The organism is Sandaracinus amylolyticus, from assembly GCF_000737325.1.
GTDB classification, from domain to species: domain Bacteria; phylum Myxococcota_A; class Polyangia; order Polyangiales; family Sandaracinaceae; genus Sandaracinus; species Sandaracinus amylolyticus.
In genome coordinates this window covers 2749946-2767667 of record NZ_CP011125.1, presented here as the reverse complement: position 1 = coordinate 2767667, position 17722 = coordinate 2749946, and the positions used below count along the sequence as shown (strand labels likewise).

General features: G+C 72.7%; 7 protein-coding genes. 4 read left to right on the top strand and 3 right to left on the bottom strand.

Annotated features, from left to right (window positions below):
- The first annotated feature begins 79 nt into the window (after positions 1 to 79).
- Positions 80 to 547 carry a hypothetical protein gene (locus tag DB32_RS11515; protein WP_053232472.1) on the top strand — a complete coding sequence of 156 codons (468 nt, stop codon included), beginning with the start codon at positions 80 to 82 and terminating at the stop codon, positions 545 to 547.
- Positions 548 to 555: 8 nt separating this feature from the next.
- On the opposite strand, the gene DB32_RS11510 is transcribed toward DB32_RS11515, so the two are convergent.
- Genes DB32_RS11510 through DB32_RS11500 form a run of 3 tightly spaced genes read right to left on the bottom strand, consistent with a single transcriptional unit; the run spans position 556 to position 1594 of the window.
- A complete protein-coding gene (locus DB32_RS11510) occupies positions 556 to 852 on the bottom strand; it encodes a hypothetical protein (RefSeq protein ID WP_053232471.1) in 297 nt (98 codons plus the stop codon).
- Complete coding sequence (locus DB32_RS11505) at positions 849 to 1394, bottom strand: RNA polymerase sigma factor (protein ID WP_053238773.1); 546 nt, start codon at positions 1392 to 1394, stop codon at positions 849 to 851. The genes DB32_RS11510 and DB32_RS11505 overlap by 4 nt, the downstream gene beginning before the upstream one ends.
- Positions 1391 to 1594, bottom strand: a complete 204-nt coding sequence (locus DB32_RS11500) for a YgaP family membrane protein (protein ID WP_053232470.1) — start codon at positions 1592 to 1594, stop codon at positions 1391 to 1393. Before DB32_RS11500 ends, DB32_RS11505 begins: the two co-directional genes overlap by 4 nt.
- Positions 1595 to 1691: 97 nt before the next feature.
- On the opposite strand from DB32_RS11500, the gene DB32_RS11495 reads away from it, so the two are divergent.
- The 3 genes from DB32_RS11495 to DB32_RS11485 all read left to right on the top strand — a co-directional run bounded on the left by DB32_RS11495 (position 1692) and on the right by DB32_RS11485 (position 17700).
- Positions 1692 to 2945: a glycosyltransferase gene (locus DB32_RS11495; RefSeq protein ID WP_053232469.1), complete on the top strand. Its 1254-nt coding sequence runs from the start codon at positions 1692 to 1694 to the stop codon at positions 2943 to 2945.
- Positions 2946 to 3191: 246 nt separating this feature from the next.
- Positions 3192 to 9848 carry a type I polyketide synthase gene (locus DB32_RS11490; protein ID WP_053232468.1) on the top strand — a complete coding sequence of 2219 codons (6657 nt, stop codon included), beginning with the start codon at positions 3192 to 3194 and terminating at the stop codon, positions 9846 to 9848.
- Between the two features lie 40 nt (positions 9849 to 9888).
- Complete coding sequence (locus tag DB32_RS11485) at positions 9889 to 17700, top strand: beta-ketoacyl synthase N-terminal-like domain-containing protein (RefSeq protein ID WP_053232467.1); 7812 nt, start codon at positions 9889 to 9891, stop codon at positions 17698 to 17700.
- Positions 17701 to 17722: the final 22 nt, after the last annotated feature.

Sequence of the window (17722 nt, the reverse complement as noted above, 5' to 3'; positions counted from 1 at the left end):
TCGCAACATGCGCGCAGGGCCGCGCCGGCCGCAACTCCGGCGCTGGACGTCGCCGCGCGCGCGCTCCAGACATCGCGCGATGAGCGACTCTCCGCTGCCGCCCTGTGGTCTCTACGTCACGCGCGCGCCGATCGGCTCGGTGCCCGCGGGGCGCCTCGTGTACTTCCACGATCACGGCGACCCCGGCCCGGGCGTGTACCTGCCGACGCGCTGGGTCGCGAACAAGGCGCGCTTCGACGCGCCGGGCACGCTCCTCCCGAGCCGCGAGCACGCGGTGCACCTCGAGCCGCTCCCGCACGAAGGGTTCTATCGCGTCGCGGACGCGTTCTTCTGCTGCGAGAAGCGCTGTCGTCGGTTCGAGAACGATCTGCTGGTGCAGCTCGGATACGACGGCGCAGGCACCCCGATCCTGTTCGTGCCCGAGATGTCCGACGGCGCGATCGGCGTCCCGGACCGCGGCACGAAGATCGATCGTGATCGCATCGCGCACCTCGCGCCGCTGCGCGTGCAGGTCGCGAGCGCCCCGCGCGACCGCACGTTCCACTGAGCGACGGCTCAGCGCCGACCGAGAAGCTCGCGGACGTGCTCCGGAATCGGCGCTCGATGCGCTCGGACCGAGCACGCACCGTCGGTGCACGGGCCGTCCGCACGTCGTCCGCGCACTCGCGCGATCACGGTCTCGACGAGCCCGAGGGTCCAGCACATCGGGCACCCACGCAGGGCGATCAGCGCGACTCCCACGAGCACGATCGCGCTCCACGCCTCGCGCACGATCATCGCCGCGGTCAGCGCGCCGATCCCGATCGCGCCGCGCGCCAGGTGCGCGCTCACGCTTCGGCTCCCGAACGTCATCGCGCGTCCTCCAGCAGTGCCTCGCGCACCAGCGATCGCGCGCGGTGCAGGCGGCTCTTCATCGCCGCCTCGCTGATCCCGAGCGTCGCCGCGACCTCGTCGCCCGAGCATCCCTCGAGGTCGCGCAGGATCAGCACCTCGCGATACGTCGGCGCGAGCGTCGCGATCGCGCGGTGCACGCGCTGCACGAGCTCGAAGCGCTCCATCGCCGCATCGGGCGTGATCGTCTCGCTCGCCACCCCGTCGACGTCGTCGACACGCTCGCCGAGCCGCGCGCGCGCACGCGCGAACGGGCGCAACAAGCGCAGGCACGCGTTGCGCACCACCGACATCAGCCACGAGAGCGCGCCCGCGTCGCGCTGCACGTCGGGCCGCAGCGCGAGCTTCGCGAACGCCTCCTGCACCGCGTCGTCCGCGTCGAACCGATCGCGGCACGCGCGCAGCCCGAAGCGATACACGCGATCGTGATAGGCGCGCACCAGCGCTTCGAGCGCGTCGCCTTCACCCGCGATCGCCGCGCGGAGCGTCTCGTCGTGGCTCATCGCACCGGGCACGTGCTCTTCCCCATCAGACGATATCCGAGGCACGTCCCGACCAGCGCCGTCCCTGCGACGTAGAGCGCGACGACCGCGAGCGCCACGCGCGCGCCCAGCGGCATCGGCGCGAGCCCCGCGCACACCATCATCGCCAGCGCGCCCGCCGCGCGCGCCGCACGATCCCAACCACCCACGTTTCGTCTCACGAGGCCTCCTGACACCGGTAGAAGCCCGCGCGCGACGAAAAGGATTCACCGTCCCCCACGCGTCCGTGGTCGTGGCATCCTCCGCGCCTTTCGGAAGATGCGGATCGCCCTCGTCGCCCAAGGCTCGCGCGGAGACGTGCAGCCGTTCGTCGCGCTGGCTCGCGCGCTCGCGATGCGCGGCGCCGACGTCGAGCTCGCGGCGCCCGAGAACTTCGCGCCGTTCGTGATGAGCGCCGGCGTGCGCTTCGTCGCGCTGCCCGGCGACGTCCAGGCGCTCATGCAGTCGGAGCGCGGCCGTCGCGTGCTCGCGCGCGGCGATCGCCTCACCTGGGCGCGCGAGATGTGGTCGTTCCTCGAGCCGCGCTGGGACGGCATCGCGGATCGCGTCGACGAGCTCGCGGAGCGCGCGGACGCGATGATCGTGCACGCGCTCTCGGTCCCGTTCGCGCTCGCCGCGATCGATCTCGCGCGCATGCCGTTCGGGATCGGGCTCATGATCCCGGCGGGCGCGCCGACGCGCGCGTATCCGTCGCCGATGATCGCATCGCGCTCGCTCGGTCCGCTCAACGCCGCGACGCACCTCGCCGCCGAGCGCGCGATGTGGGCGCTCCACGCGGATCGCGTCGACGCGCGACGCCGTCGCGCCGGCCTGAGCGCGCTTCGTCGCGACGGGTACGCCGAGGCACGCCGCGCGCGCGTGCCGGTGCTGCACGCGTGGGACGACGCGCTGCTCCCGCATCCCTCGGACCTTCCTCCCCACGTGCTGTCGACGGGCGAATGGACGCTCGACGTCTCGCTCGATCCGCCGCTCGATCACGCGCTCGACGCGTGGATCGACGAAGGCGACGCGCCGGTCTACGTCGGCTTCGGGTCGCTCCCGATGGTCGACCCGCGCAAGACGCTCGCGATGGTCGAGCGCGTCACGGCGCGGCTCGGCGTGCGCGCGCTGATCGCCGCCGGATGGACGGCGTCCTCGCTCCACACCGACGCGCCGCACGTGCGCATCTCGGGCGAGGTCGATCACGCGTACGTGCTGCCGCGATGCCGCGCCGCGGTGCACCACGGCGGGGCGGGCACCGTGCACGCGACGCTGCGCGCGGGGCTGCCCAGCGTGATCGCCTCGGTCTACGCCGATCAGCCGTTCTGGGGACGTCGCATCGAGGCGATGGAGCTCGGCGCCACGTTCCCGGTGCAGCGCCTCGACGCGCGACGGCTCGAGCGCGCGCTCGAGATCGCGCTGCGCCACGACGTCCGCGCCCGCGCCCTCGCGGTCGGTACGCGCATGCGCGACGACGGCGCGGACGTCGCCGCGCGCTTCGTCGTCGAGAAGCTCGCGCACGTCACGCACTGACACGCTGCGTCACCGATTCCTGTGCGAGATCGCGCCTGACCGTGCGCAAAGCACGCTTCTGGCCTTGCCCCCAATGACGGAACCGTGACACACGCGACCTCCCGGTCGCGCTATCCACCTACACCCCGGCCGTGCGGCCGAAACGCCCCGCTCGATCTCCATGTCGTGCGGGGCTCGGTTTTCGGGTGAGAACGCACGGCACCGAGCCAGTCGCTGCGCACCAACCGAGTCGAGGGTCAACGAGAGATGAAGCAGCACCACGAACCGATCGCGATCGTCGGAGTCAGCGCGCTCTTTCCTGGCTCGGTCGATCACACCGGCTTCTGGCACGACATCCTCGCGGGGCGCGATCTCCTGCGCGACATCCCGGCGAGCCACTGGCTCATCGAGGACTACTACGACCCCGACCCGAGCAAACCCGACAAGACGTACGCGAAGCGCGGCGCGTTCCTCGACGACGTCGACTTCGATCCGCTCGAGTGGGGCATCCCGCCGTCGATCGTCCCGCAGACCGACACCACGCAGCTGCTCGGTCTGATCGTCGCGCAGAAGGTGCTCGACGACGCGTGCCAGGGTCAGTTCTCGCGCATCGATCGCAGCAAGGTCAGCTGCATCCTCGGCGTCACGTCGGGCCAGGAGCTGATGGGCTCGATGGTCTCGCGCCTGCAGCGCCCGGTGTGGACGAAGGCGCTGCGCGAGTCGGGCATCCCGGAGTCACAGGTCACCGCGATCTGCGATCGCATCTCAAGCAGCTACACGAAGTGGGAAGAATCGAACTTCCCGGGTCTGCTCGGCAACGTCGTCGCGGGGCGCATCGCGAACCGCCTCGACATCGGCGGCACGAACTGCGTGACCGACGCGGCGTGCGCGTCGACGTTCAGCGCGCTCTCGATGGCGGTGAACGAGCTCAGCGTGGGGCAGTCGGACCTCGTGATCGCAGGTGGCTGCGACACGATGAACGACATCTTCATGTACATGTGCTTCAGCAAGACGCCGGCGCTGAGCGCGAGCGGCGACTGCCGCCCGTTCAGCGACAAGGCGGACGGCACGATGCTGGGCGAAGGGCTCGGCATGCTCGCGCTGAAGCGACTGAGCGACGCCGAGGCCGCGGGTGATCGCATCTACGCCGTGATCCAGGGCGTGGGCAGCTCGAGCGACGGTCGCGCGAAGAGCGTGTACGCGCCGGTGCCCGCCGGTCAGGCCAAGGCCCTGCGCCGCGCGTACGAGGTCGCGGGCTACGCGCCGACGACGGTCGAGCTCGTCGAGGCGCACGGCACCGGGACGCGCGCCGGTGACGCGGCGGAGTTCGAGGGCCTTCGCACCGTGTTCAGCGAGGCGGACGGCGCGACCAAGCAGTGGTGCGCGCTCGGCTCGGTGAAGTCGCAGATCGGCCACACGAAGAGCGCGGCGGGCGCGGCGGGCCTCATCAAGGCGGTGCTCGCACTGCACCACAAGGTGCTGCCGCCGACGATCAAGATCGATCGCCCCGACCCGAAGCTGAAGGTCGAGGAGAGCCCGTTCTATCTGAACACCGAGGCGCGCCCGTGGGTGCGCACGAGCGATCACCCGCGGCGCGCGAGCGTGAGCTCGTTCGGCTTCGGCGGCTCGAACTTCCACATCGCGGTCGAGGAGTACGTCGGTCCCGGTGAGCGCGCGTGGCGCTCGCGCACCAGCGACACCGAGCTCGTGCTGCTGCGCGCGCCCGACGCGAAGGCGCTCGCGAGCGATGCGCGCGCGATGGCGAAGGACGTCGAGCAGACGATCGCCGAGAACCGCCCGGGCATGCTCGTGTACCTCGCGCGCACCACGCAGGAGTCGTTCGTCGCGACGACGGGCGCGCGCCTCGCGATCGTCGCGAGCGACGAGGCGGACCTCGCGGCGAAGCTCAAGACGGCGGCGGAGAAGCTGGAGGGGTCTTCCACTTCGTCGTTCTCGCTGCCGAACGGCGTGCACTTCGAGCAGGGCTCGCACGAGGGCAAGGTCGCGTTCCTCTTCCCCGGCCAGGGCTCGCAGTACCTGCGCATGGGGCTCGGCCTCGCGACGACGTGGGACGCGGCGCGCGCGCCATGGGACGAGGCCGCGGAGCTCGGGCTCTCGCTGCACGACGTCGTGTACCCGAAGGCCGCGTTCGACGACGCGACGCGTACGAAGCAGCGCGCGACGCTGACCGCGACGGAGAACGCGCAGCCGGCGATCGGCGCGGCGAGCCTCTCGGCGCTGCGCCTGCTGGCGAGCGTCGGGCTGCTGCCGGCGGCGGTCGCGGGGCACAGCTTCGGCGAGGTGATCGCGCTGCACGCGGCGGGCGCGATCTCGAGCGCGGACGCGCTGCGCATCGCGAAGGCGCGCGGCGAGCGCATGGCCGAGGCGGCGCGCACGACCGAGGGCGCGATGAGCGCGGTGATCGCGAGCGCCGACGCGGTGCGCGCGGCGATCGCGAAGCACGGCCTCGACGTCGTGATCGCGAACCACAACGCGCCCGACCAGTCGGTCATCAGCGGCACGACGAGCGCGATCGAGCGCGCGGAAGGCGCGCTGCGCGCCGAGGGCCTGACCGTGAAGCGGCTCGAGGTCGCGACGGCGTTCCACTCGCCGGTGGTCGCGGCGGCAGCGGCGCCGTTCGCCTCGTGGCTCGAGGGCGTGAGCGTGAAGGCGCCGAGCATCGCGGTGTACGCGGACGCCACGGCCGCGCCGTACGGCGCGAGCGAGCGCGCGGTGCGCGAGACGCTCGGCGCGCAGCTCGCGGCGCCGGTGCGCTTCGTCGAGATCGTCGAGGCGATGTACGCGGACGGCGTGCGCACGTTCGTCGAGGTCGGGCCGGGCTCGGTGCTCACCGGGCTCGTGTCGAAGATCCTCGCGGGGCGCCCGCACCGCGCGATCGCGACCGATCGCAAGGGCGAGACGGGCATCGCGAGCTGGCACCACGCGCTCGGCAAGCTCGCCGTCGCGGGCCTTCCGCTGCAGCTCGGGACGCTGTGGAGCGCGTATGCCCCGGCGCTCGACCCGCGCAGCAAGAAGAAGCCGAAGCTCGCGCTGAAGCTGAACGGCTCGAACTACGACAAGCCCTACCCGCCGAAGGGCGGCGCGGCGGCGCTGCCGCAGCCGAACCCCGAGAAGGAGCCCGAGGTGCGCGTGGTCGAGAAGATCGTCGAGCGCATCGTCGAGGTTCCGGTGCCCGTTTCCCAACCGACTGCCGCTGCGAGCCACGAGATGAGCCACAACGATCGCCCGAAGCACGCCCCCGTCCCCGCTACGAATTCCGTAGCGCTCCCCGCCGAGGCGCAGCTCGCGTGGATCGGCGCGTTCCAGGAGGCGCAGCGCGCGACGGCGGAGGCCCACGCGGCGTTCCAGCGCTCGATGGCGGACGCGCACGCGGCGTTCCTCAAGAGCAGCGAGACGTCGTTCATCGGCCTCGCGAGCATGCTCGGCGCGGGGCCCGTGCTGAGCGCGGCGCCGATCGCCTACGCGCCCGCGCCGGTCCTCGCGCCGCAGCCGGTCGCGTACGTGCCCCCGCCCGCGACGATCACGCAGCCGCAGCCGATCGCCCTGCCGAACACCTACGCCGCGCCGGTCGCGGCGCCGGCGCCGGTCGCGCCCGCACCCGTCGTGGCCGTCGCGCCGGTCGTGGCCGCGCCGGTCGTCGCCGTCGCGCCCGCCGCAGCCAACGTGGATCTGATGGCGGTGATGCTCGACGTCGTGGCCGCGAAGACCGGCTACCCGAGCGAGATGATCCAGATGGGCATGGAGCTCGAGGCCGATCTCGGCATCGACTCGATCAAGCGCGTCGAGATCCTCGCCGCGGTGCGCGAGAAGGCGCCGGGGCTGCCCGATCTCGATCCCGCGGCGCTCGGAGCGCTGCGCACGGTCGGCGAGATCGTCGATCACCTGAAGGCGCATCTGCCCAGCGGATCGACCACGACCACGGCCACCACGACGAGCAGCGCGCCGAGCGCCGCGCCGTCGGTCGATCTGATGGCGGTGATGCTCTCGGTCGTCGCGGCGAAGACCGGGTATCCCGCCGAGATGATCCAGATGGGCATGGAGCTCGAGGCCGATCTCGGCATCGACTCGATCAAGCGCGTCGAGATCCTCGCCGCGGTGCGCGAGCAGGCGCCCGGTCTCCCCGATCTCGATCCCGCGGCGCTGGGCGCGCTACGGACCGTCGGCGAGATCGTCGATCACCTGAAGGCGAACCTGCCGGGCGGATCGACCACGACCACGTCGACGACCACGACCACGTGCACGACCACGTCGGCGGGTAGCTCGGTCGGGGGCGTGGATCTCATGAAGGTGATGCTCGAGGTGGTCGCCGCGAAGACCGGCTACCCCGCCGAGATGATCCAGATGGAGATGGAGCTCGAGGCCGATCTCGGCATCGACTCGATCAAGCGCGTCGAGATCCTCGCCGCGGTGCGCGAGCAGGCGCCCGGTCTCCCCGATCTCGACCCCGCGGCGCTGGGTGCGCTGCGCACGGTCGGCGAGATCGTCGATCACCTGAAGGCGCACCTGCCCGGCGGCGCGCCCGTCGCCGCCGCTGCGACCACGAGCGCGCCCACGAAGACCGCCGCGAAGCCGGCGCTCGGTCGCTACGTCACGCGCGCGGTCGCCGCGCCCGCGAGCGGCCTGCTCACGCCCGGCCTGCTCGGCGCGTCGCGCGTCGTGATCACCGACGAGGGCACCGGCATCGCGACGGCGCTCGTCGGCGCGCTCGCGTCGCGCGGGCTCCGCGCCGAGGTGGTGCGTGACGTTCCCGCCGACGCGGACGCGGTGATCGTGCTCGCCGGTGTGCGCGAGGCCGCGCGCGACGAGGACGCGATCGCGATCAACCGCGAGGCGTTCCGCGCCGCGAAGGCGGTCGCGTCGACGCTCGCGAGCAAGGGCGGCGCGTTCGTCACGGTGCAGGACACCGGCGGCGACTTCGGGCTCTCGGGCTCGTCGCGCGCGTGGCTCGCGGGGCTCTCGGCGCTCGTGAAGACCGCCGCGCAGGAGTGGCCGAAGGCGCACGCGCGCGCGATCGATCTCGAGCGCGGTGGCCGCGACGCGGCGACGCTCGCGGCGCGCATCGCCGACGAGCTCGTGCACGGCGGGCCGGAGCTCGAGGTCGGTCTCCGCGCGAGCGGTGAGCGCCTCACGCTCGTCTCGGAGCGCGTCGCGGTCTCGAGCTCGCCCTCGGTCCTCGAGGCGGGCAGCGTGGTCGTCGCGTCGGGCGGCGCGCGAGGCGTGACCGCCGCGACCCTGATCGCGCTCGCGCGCGAGACGAAGTGCAAGCTCGTGCTCCTCGGTCGCACCGCGCTCGAGGACGAGCCGGCGGCCGCGAACGGCGCGAAGGACGACGCGGCGCTCAAGCGCGCGCTGCTCGAGGACGCGAAGAAGAGCGGCCAGGCGATCGCGCCCGCCGAGCTCGGCAAGCGCGTGGAGCGCATCCTCGCGAACCGCGAGGTGCGCGGGACGATCGAGGCCATCCGCGCCGCCGGCGGCGACGCGAAGTACGTCGCGATCGACGTGCAGGACGCGGCCGCGGTCTCGAAGGCGCTCGACGAAGTGCGCGCGAGCTGGGGCCCGATCGCGGGCCTCGTGCACGGCGCGGGCGTGCTCGCGGATCGCTTCATCGCGGACAAGACGCAGGACCAGTTCGATCGCGTGTTCGACACGAAGATCGAGGGTCTCCGCGCGCTGCTCGCCGCGACGTCGAGCGACCCGCTGAAGGCGGTCGTGTTCTTCTCGTCGGTCGCGGCGCGCTGCGGCAACCAGGGCCAGTGCGACTACGCGATGGCGAACGAGGTGCTCAACAAGATCGGCGCGAAGCTGCGCCGCGAGCGCGGCGTGCGCGTGAAGTCGCTCGGCTGGGGCCCGTGGGAGGGCGGCATGGTGACGCCGGCGCTCAAGGCGCGCTTCGAGAAGCTCGGCGTGCCGCTGATCGGGCTCGCGGACGGCGCGAAGATGCTCGTCGACGAGCTCGGCCAGGGCGCGGGCGACGACGTCGAGCTCGTGCTCGGCGGCGAGCCGCGCGCGGAAGCGCTGGTGAGCGAGCCCGGCGCTGCTGGCTACGGCAAGGCGACCGAGGAGCGCGCGCTCGACATCGTGATCGATCGCGCCGCGTTCCCGTTCATCGCGAGCCACGTCGTGAAGGGCACGCCGGTCTTCCCGGCGGTGATGGCGATCGAGCTCTTCGCGCGCGCCGCGCGCACCCGCCGCAGCGACCTCGTGGTGAGCGCGGTGCGCGAGCTCAAGGTGCTGCGCGGCATCCGCCTCGCGCACTACGAGACGACGGGTGATCGCTTCACCGTCACCTCGCGCCTCGTCACCAACGGCTCGAGCGCGACCTACGAGATGGCGCTCGTCGGCGAAGGCGGCGTGAAGCACTACACCGCGAAGATCGAGATGGAGCCGCGGCTCGCGATCGCGAGCGCGAGCGCGCCGGCGCTCGGATCGCTCACGCCGTGGTCGGACATCGTCTACGGCGACGTGCTCTTCCACGGCCCGCTGTTCCACGCGATCCGCTCGCTCGAGGGCGAGAGCGAGCGCGGCATCGCGGGCACGCTCGTCGGCTTGCGCGAGCTCGGCTGGAGCACCGACGACGCGTGGGCGAGCGATCCCGCGCTCCTCGACGGCGGCCTGCAGCTCGCGGTGCTCTGGGTGAAGCACGCGCTCAAGGGCGCGTCGCTGCCCACCTCGATCGGCGCGTACGTGCCGCTCCGCGCTGTCTCCGGCGAGGACGCCGCGCGCGGTCCGTTCCGCGTCGTCGCGAGCGGGCGCGCGAAGAACCGTGATCAGGCGGTGTTCGACGTCGTGTTCAGCGACGCGAGCGGCGCGGCGGTCGCGAAGCTCGAGGACGTCGAGGTCTCGGTGCTGCCGGGCAGCCGCCAGGAGCTCGAGGCCGCCGCGCGGTCGCGGGCCGACGCGTGATCCTCGACACGGCGCGGCTCGCCGCGCTCGGAGGTGATCTGTGAAGCGTGCGCGGTTCGCGCCGATCGCGATCGTCGGTCGTGCGTGTGTGCTCCCCGGAGCGCTCTCCCCCGAGGCGCTCTGGGAGCTGGTCGCGGCCGGTCGTGACGCGATCACGCCCGCGCCCGAGGATCGCTGGGGCGTCCGCAAGGAGGACGTGCTCGGGCCCGCGAACGAGCCGAGCGGCGATCGCGCGTGGAGCGATCGCGGCGGCTACGTGCGCGGCTTCGAGCACATCTTCGACCCCAGCGGCTTCGGCATCGACGCGCGCGAGGTGAAGCGCCTCGACCCGCTCTTCCAGTGGGTGCTCCACACCGCGCGCGAGGCGCTGCGCGATGCCAACCGTCTGAGCGAAGGACGCGCGAAGGGCGGCGCGGATCGCACCGGCGCGATCCTCGGCAACCTCTCGTTCCCGACGGCGACGATGAGCCGCTACGCGGCGAGCGTGTGGCTCGAGGGCACGCCGTTCGCGCCGGCGACCGGCGCGATCGATCCGCGCAATCGCTTCATGTCGGGCCTGCCCGCGCACCTCCTGTCGCGCGCGCTCGGCGTCGGCGGGCCGCGCTTCGCGCTCGACGCCGCGTGTGCATCGTCGCTCTACGCGATCGCGCTCGCGTGCGACGCGCTCCACGAGGGCCGCGCCGACACGATGCTCGCGGGCGCGGTGAACTGCGCCGACGATCTCTTCATCCACGTCGGCTTCTGCGCGCTCCAGGCGATGAGCAAGACGGGCCGCAGCCGCCCGTTCCACCCCGACGCCGACGGCCTCGTGCCGAGCGAGGGCGCGGCGATCCTCGTGCTGCGTCGCCTCGACGACGCGCTGCGCGACGGCGAGCGCGTGCTCGGCGTGATCCGCGGCGTGGGCCTCGCGAACGACGGCCGCGGCCGCGGCCTGCTCGCGCCGAGCGAAGACGGACAGATCCGCGCGATGCGCGCGGCGTGGGACGTCGCGGGGCTCGACCCGTCGAGCGTCGAGTACGTCGAGTGCCACGCGACCGGCACGCCGGTCGGCGACGCGACCGAGATCCGCAGCATGACGCGCACCTTCGAAGGCACGCGCGAGCTGCCGATCGGATCGCTCAAGGCGAACCTCGGGCACCTCGTCACCGTCGCGGGCGCGGCGGGGCTCATGAAGGTGCTCTCGGCGTTCGAGCACGGCACGAAGCCGCCGACGCCGCACCTCGATCGCACCACGAGCGCGCTCGACGGAACGCCGCTGCGCGTGGTGCGCGCGCCCGAGCCGTGGACCTCGAGCGGCCCGCGTCGCGCGGCGATCAGCGCGTTCGGGTTCGGCGGCAACGACGCGCACCTCGTCGTCGAGGAGTGGCGCGGCCAGCGCATCGACGTCGAAGCGGCGGCGCCCAAGCCGCGCATCGCGATCGTCGGCGTCGGTGCGCGCGTGGGAGACGGCGTCTCGCGCGCCGACCTCGCGAGCGATCTCGCGACGGGCCACACGCGGATGCGTGATGGCGCGGCGCGCGCGAGAGAGGTCGTGCTCGCGCTCGAAGGCCTGCGCTTCCCGCCCGTCGATCTGCAGCGCTCGATCGCGCAGCAGACGTTGCTGCTCGCGGCGGCGCGCGAGGCCGCGACCCAGGTCCCGCAGGTGCGCGCGGATCGCGCGGCCGCGATCGTCGGCATGGGATGCGATCCCGAGGTCGCGCGGTGGGGCGCGCGGTGGCGCCTCGTGGAGATCGCCAAGCGCGAGGGCTGGGACGAGGCGACGCTGCGCAAGGCGCGCGACGGCATCGCGCCCTCGCTCGACGCGGCGACGGTCGTCGGCACGATGCCGAACATCCCCGCGAACCGGGTGAACTCGCAGCTCGACGTCTCGGGCGCGAGCTTCACGGTGAGCGCCGAGGAAGCGTCGGGCGTGCGTGCGCTCGAGCTCGCGCGTCGTGCGCTCGAGCGCCGCGAGATCGACGTCGCGTACGTCGGCGCCGTCGACGCGAGCGCGGAGCCGGTGCATCGGCGCGCGAGCGACGCGGTGCTCGGCCGCGTGGAGCTGCCGGGCGATGCCGCGGTCGTCGTCGTGCTGATGCGCGAGGACGACGCGCGCCGTGAAGGCGCGACGGTGCTCGCGGTGATCGACGACGATGCGCGCGGAGAAGCACTGGCGCTCGGTGACGCGGGCACGTCGCTCGCGCCGCTCTTCGGTCGTGCGCACGCGGCGTGGGGCCTGGTGCACGTCGCGGCGGGCGCGCTCGCGATCCACCACGGCGTGCGCCTGCGCGTCGCCGCCGGCGCGATCGAGCGGTGGCGAGAGCGCCGCGCCGAGATCGTGATCGACGCGCTCGAGGGCGAGCGCTCGGTGATCCGACTGCGCGCGCCGGAAGGCAGCGCGCCCGCGCCCATCCAGCCGGTGCCCGCCCCGAGCGGCCCGGTGCTGCGCCTGCCCGCGCATCCCGCGCCCCCGCGCGTCGACGTCCTCCCGGTGAAGCCTCGTATGCAGCGAATGGATCCCGCCCCGAGCCTCCCGCCGATCCTCAACGGCAAGGAGCACCACGAGCCGTTCACCCCGGCGAAGCCGACCGCGCAGCCCCACGCGCCCGCACAGGCCCAGGCGCACGCGCGTTCGCCGTCGCCGTCGCCGTCGCACGCTCTCGCGCCGTCGCCGTCGCACGCTCTCGCGCCGTCGCCGTCGCACCCGCCGTCGCCGTCGCACTCTCACCCGCCGTCGCCGTCGCCGTCGCAGCCGCCGTCGCACGCGCCGTCGCCGTCGCCCTCGTCCCCGCACGCGCAGATCCTCGCGCGCGTCGCGGAGCACCAGCGCGCGCTCGGCGCGATGCATCGCGACTTCCTCGCGCAGCAGAGCGCGCTCCACGAGCAGTTCCTCCGCGCGCGACAGAGCGCGATGTTCGTCCTGCTCGGCGGCGCCGCGGCAGCTCCGAGTGTCGGGTCGCAGCCTCCGAGTGTCGTCCCGGCGACCTCGGATGTCCGGTCGCAGCCTCCGAGTGTCGTCCCGACGAGCTCGGATGTCCGGTCGCAGCCTCCGAGTGTCGTCCCGGCGAGCTCGAATGTCCGGTCGCAGCCTCCGAGTGTCGTCCCGGCGAGCTCGGATGTCCGGTCGCAGCCTCCGAGTGTCGTCCCGGCGAGCTCGGATGTCCGGTCGCAGCCTCCGAGTGTCCTCGCGGCCGCGCCGAGTGTCGTGTCGAGTGCTCCCGCCGCGCGCCCCGCGGCCCCGACGCGGTCGCGCGCGCTCCAGCCCGACCCGCCGCGTCCCCCGACCGGGCGCAGCTGGTCGCGCAGCGAGCTCGAGATCCACGCCGGCGGCCGCATCTCCGAGATCTTCGGCGAGCTCTTCGCGCAGCAGGACGAGCACGCCGTGCAGGTCCGCATGCCGATGGAGCCGATGCTCCTCGCGGATCGTGTCGTCGGCATCGAGGCGGTCCCCGGGATCCTCGGCCGCGGCCTGTCGGACGGCGGCGCCGCGGTGATCGGCAAGGACGGCAAGGGCACCGTCTGGACCGAGACCGACATCCGCTGGGACTCGTGGTGGCTCCACGAGGGCCGCATGCCCGCGGGCATCCTCATCGAGGCGGGTCAGGCGGACCTCTTCCTCATCTCGTACATGGGCGCCGACTTCCTCAACAAGGGGAAGCGCGCCTATCGACTGCTCGGCTGCGAGCTCACCTATCACCGCAGCCCGCCCGTCCCCGGCGAGACGATCCGCTACGACATCCACGTCGACGGCCACGCCAACCAGGGCGACGTCCGGCTCTTCTTCTTCCACTACGACTGCCGCGTCGTGAATCCCGACGGCACCGCGGGCGAGCCCGTGCTCACCGTGCGCCGCGGCCAGGCCGGCTTCTTCACGCGCGCCGAGCTCGACGACTCCGCGGGCATCCTCTGGAAGCCCGAGGAGCAGGAGATCGTGAAGGACGCGCGCGTCGACGCGCCGCTCCTGCCGCTCGCGCGCACCACGTTCGAGCGCGAGCACCTCGACGCGTTCGCGCGCGGCGACGTGGTGTCGTGCTTCGGCCCCGCGTTCACGCCGACGAACGCGCACGTGCGCACGCCGCGCATCGCGGGCGGGCGCATGCTGTTCTTCGATCGCGTCGACGCGCTCGACTCGAGCGGCGGCCCGTGGAAGCGCGGCTACCTCAAGGCGACGCGCCACATCACGCCCGACGACTGGTTCTTCCCCGGGCACTTCCACAACGACCCGTGCATGCCGGGCACGCTGATGTTCGAGGGCTGCCTCCAGGCGCTCTCGTTCTATCTCGCGGCGCAGGGCGTGACCGTCGAGCGCGACGGATGGCGCTTCGAGCCGGTCACCGGCGAGCCCTACAAGATGCTCTGCCGCGGCCAGGTCGTGCCGGAGTCGAAGGAGCTCGTCTACGAGGTCTTCGTCGAGGAGATCCACGACGGACCGATCCCGACGATCTACGCGGACCTGCTCTGCACGGTCGACGGGCTCGGCGCGTTCCACACGCGCCGCATGGGGCTGCGCCTCGTGCCCGACTGGCCGATCTCGCAGCACCCGCGCCTCGTCGCGGGCGACGCGCTGCCGCCCGCGCCCGGCCACGAGCCGCTCGCGCTGACGCAGGCCGATCCGCAGAAGCCCGTCGCGCGCGCGCCGAACGGTCCGAGCGAGGGCTTCCCGTTCGACTACGCATCGCTGCTCGCATGCGCGTGGGGCAAGCCGAGCACCGCGTTCGGCAAGATCTACGAGCGCTTCGACGGCGTGCGGAAGGTCGCGCGCCTGCCCGGGCCGCCCTACCACTTCATGTCGCGCGTCATCGACGTGAAGGGCCCGATGGGCGAGGCGAAGTCGGGCGCGGAGGTGACCGTCGACTACGACGTGCCGCGCGACGCCTGGTACTTCGCGGAGAACGGCGCCGCGAGCATGCCGATGTGCGTGCTCATGGAGGCCGCGCTCCAGCCCTGTGGTTGGCTCGCGAGCTACGTCGGGTGCGCGCTCACGAGCGAAGAGGACCTCCTCTTCCGCAACCTCGACGGCAAGGGGACGCTGCACGCCGAGGTGCTGCCGTCGAGCGGCACGCTGCGCACGCACGCGAAGCTCAAGTCGCTCAGCAAGAGCGGCACGATGATCATCGTCGCGTTCGACGTGCGCTGCACCGTCGGAGAGCAGCTCGTCTACACGCTCGACACCGTGTTCGGGTTCTTTCCGAAGGCGGCGTTCGAGAACCAGGCGGGCCTTCCGATCAGCGACGCGCAGCGCGCGCTCTTCGCGAGCGGCGGCGACACCGTGCTCGATCTGCGCGCGCGCCCGGCGCACCTCACGACCGGCAGCGCGAAGCTCGCGACGCCGTTCCTCCTGATGCTCGACCGCGTCGTGCACTGGGATCCGAAGGGCGGCGCGAAGGGCCTCGGCGCGCTGCGCGCCGAGAAGGACGTCGATCCCGGCGAGTGGTTCTTCAAGGCGCACTTCTTCCAGGATCCGGTGCAGCCCGGATCGCTCGGCATCGAGGCGATGTGCCAGCTGCTCCAGCTCTTCATGCTGGAGACGAAGATGCACGAGGGCATGAAGCGCCCGCGCCTCGAGCCGATCGCGGTCGGCAAGGTGCTGACGTGGAAGTACCGCGGGCAGGTCGTGCCGACGAACGGCGTGATCGGCTGCACGCTCGAGGTGACCGAGGTCGGTCGCGACGAGCGCGGCGCGTTCGCGATCGCCGACGCGTCGCTGTGGGTGGACGGCAAGCGCATCTACGACGCGAAGAACCTCGGGATGCGGATCGTCGACGACGGCGACGCGCCGACGACGAGCGACGACGGTGAAGAGACGATCGATCCCGCGTCGATCGCCGATCACTGCCCGACGTGGGTGATCCCCGCGCTGCCCGCGATGTCGATGCTCGATCGCATCGCCGCAGCGGCGAAGCGCGCGACCGGTCGCGACGTGATCGAAGTGCGCGAGATGCAGATCCAGCGATGGATCACGACCGCGAGCGGCCCCGCGAAGATCCGTGCGCGCGTCACGCCGAGCGCGCAGGAAGGCGTGCTCGACGCGGTGCTCGAGGTGTTCCGCGACGCGCGTGATCCGCGCCTGTCGCGCTTCGAGCCCGCGGCGACCGCGAAGGTGCGCGTCGGCGCGTACCCCGCGGCGCCCGCACCGCTCGCGCCGCTCGCCGACGCGCGCGTCGTGCCCTCGCCGTACTCGACGGGACAGCTCTTCCACGGCCCGACGTTCCAGCGCCAGCGCGAGCTGAAGATGGGCCGCGCGGGATCGAGCGCGCGCCTCGATGCGAGCGGCAAGACCGGCGAGCTGCACCCGATCGTGCTCGACGCGGCGACCCACGGCGTGCCCCACGACGCGATGGAGTCGTGGGACGCGCGGATCCCGCCGGGGCGCGCGGCGTATCCGTATCGCATCGAGCGCGCGGCGTTCTTCGCGGCCGCGCCGACGGGCGGCGAGGTGCGCGTCGAAGCACGCGCGGCGGGCTTCGACGGCCACGCGCGCGTCTCGCTCCAGCTCGTCACGGGTGATCGCGTCTGGTGCGAGATCGATCTCGTCGAGGTGCTGCTCCCGAAGGGCCCGATTGGCGTGGCCCCTCCGCTCGCGCGCCAGGCGTTCCTGCGCGATCGCAAGCACGTGAGCGGCGTCGCGCTCGCGCAGCCGATCGACGCGTCGACGTCGAAGCTCGACGTGCGCGATCTCGCCGCGAGCAACTGGCTGCCGGGCACCGTGGAGCGCGTCTACGCGATCCCGAGCGGGCGCGACGTCGCGACCGAGGTCGCGATCAAGGATCACGTCGCGCGCAGCACTGCGTCGCATCCGTCGCGCGTCGAGGTGGACGGCGTTCGCGCGCGCTCGGCGCACGAGCCGCTCGGGCCGCGTGTGGTGAGCGTCTCGCGCGACGAGACCTCGATGGTCGTGAAGGACGCCGCGCCGATCGCGCTCGACGTCGCGCCGATCCGCGCGTTCTGGCGCGAGAGGTTCGGCATCGGCGCGTGGGCGGGCGAGGATCTCTTCCTCACGCTGATCGAGCGCTTCGTGCGCCGCGTGCACCTCGCCGATCCCGATGCGTTCGCGAAGATCCGCGGCAAGAGCGCGCTCTTCCTCGCGAACCACCAGGTCGGCGTCGAGTCGCTGCTCTTCGGGATCACGATCTCGGCGCTCAACGGGCTGAGCACGCTGACGCTCGCGAAGAAGGAGCACCGCGACACCTGGCTCGGCAAGCTGATCATGCACGCGTTCGCGTACCCGGGCGTCGTCGACCCGCGCGTGATCGCGTACTTCGATCGCAGCGATCCCGCGTCGCTCCCGACGATCCTCGGCGAGCTCGGCGCGATGATGCGCTCGTCGGGCAAGAACGTCGTGATCCACGTCGAGGGCACGCGCGCGCTCTCGTGCGCGCAGCCGATCACGAAGATGAGCGGCGTGTTCGTCGACATGGCGATCACGCTCGGCACGCCGATCGTGCCGGTGCGCTTCGTCGGGGGCCTGCCGCGCGAGCCGCTCGCCGAGCGCATCGAGATGCCGTTCGGGATGGGCCGCCAGGACTACTTCGTGGGCGCGCCGATCGACCCGGTCGAGCTCCAGGCGATGCCGTACAAGGAGCGCACCGATCGCGTGCTCGCGGCGATCAACGCGCTCGGGCCCGGGCACGAGCGCGAGGCCCCGTTCGAGCACGATGCCTCGCTCGAGCGCGCCGCGGACGAGCGCGCGCAGCGAACGGGCGCGATGCTCCCGCTCGCGACGATCAGCGAGGTGCTCGCGTCGCGCGCGTCGGTCCTCGGCCCCGAGCTCGCGACGATGATCACCAGCGGCCGCGCGCCGTCGACGGGTGACGCGGCGAAGGACGCGTGGCTCGCGGAGCTCGCGGCGCAGCTCCTCGGTCCGAGGCGCTGAGCCGCTCGCAGGCTCGCGCGTC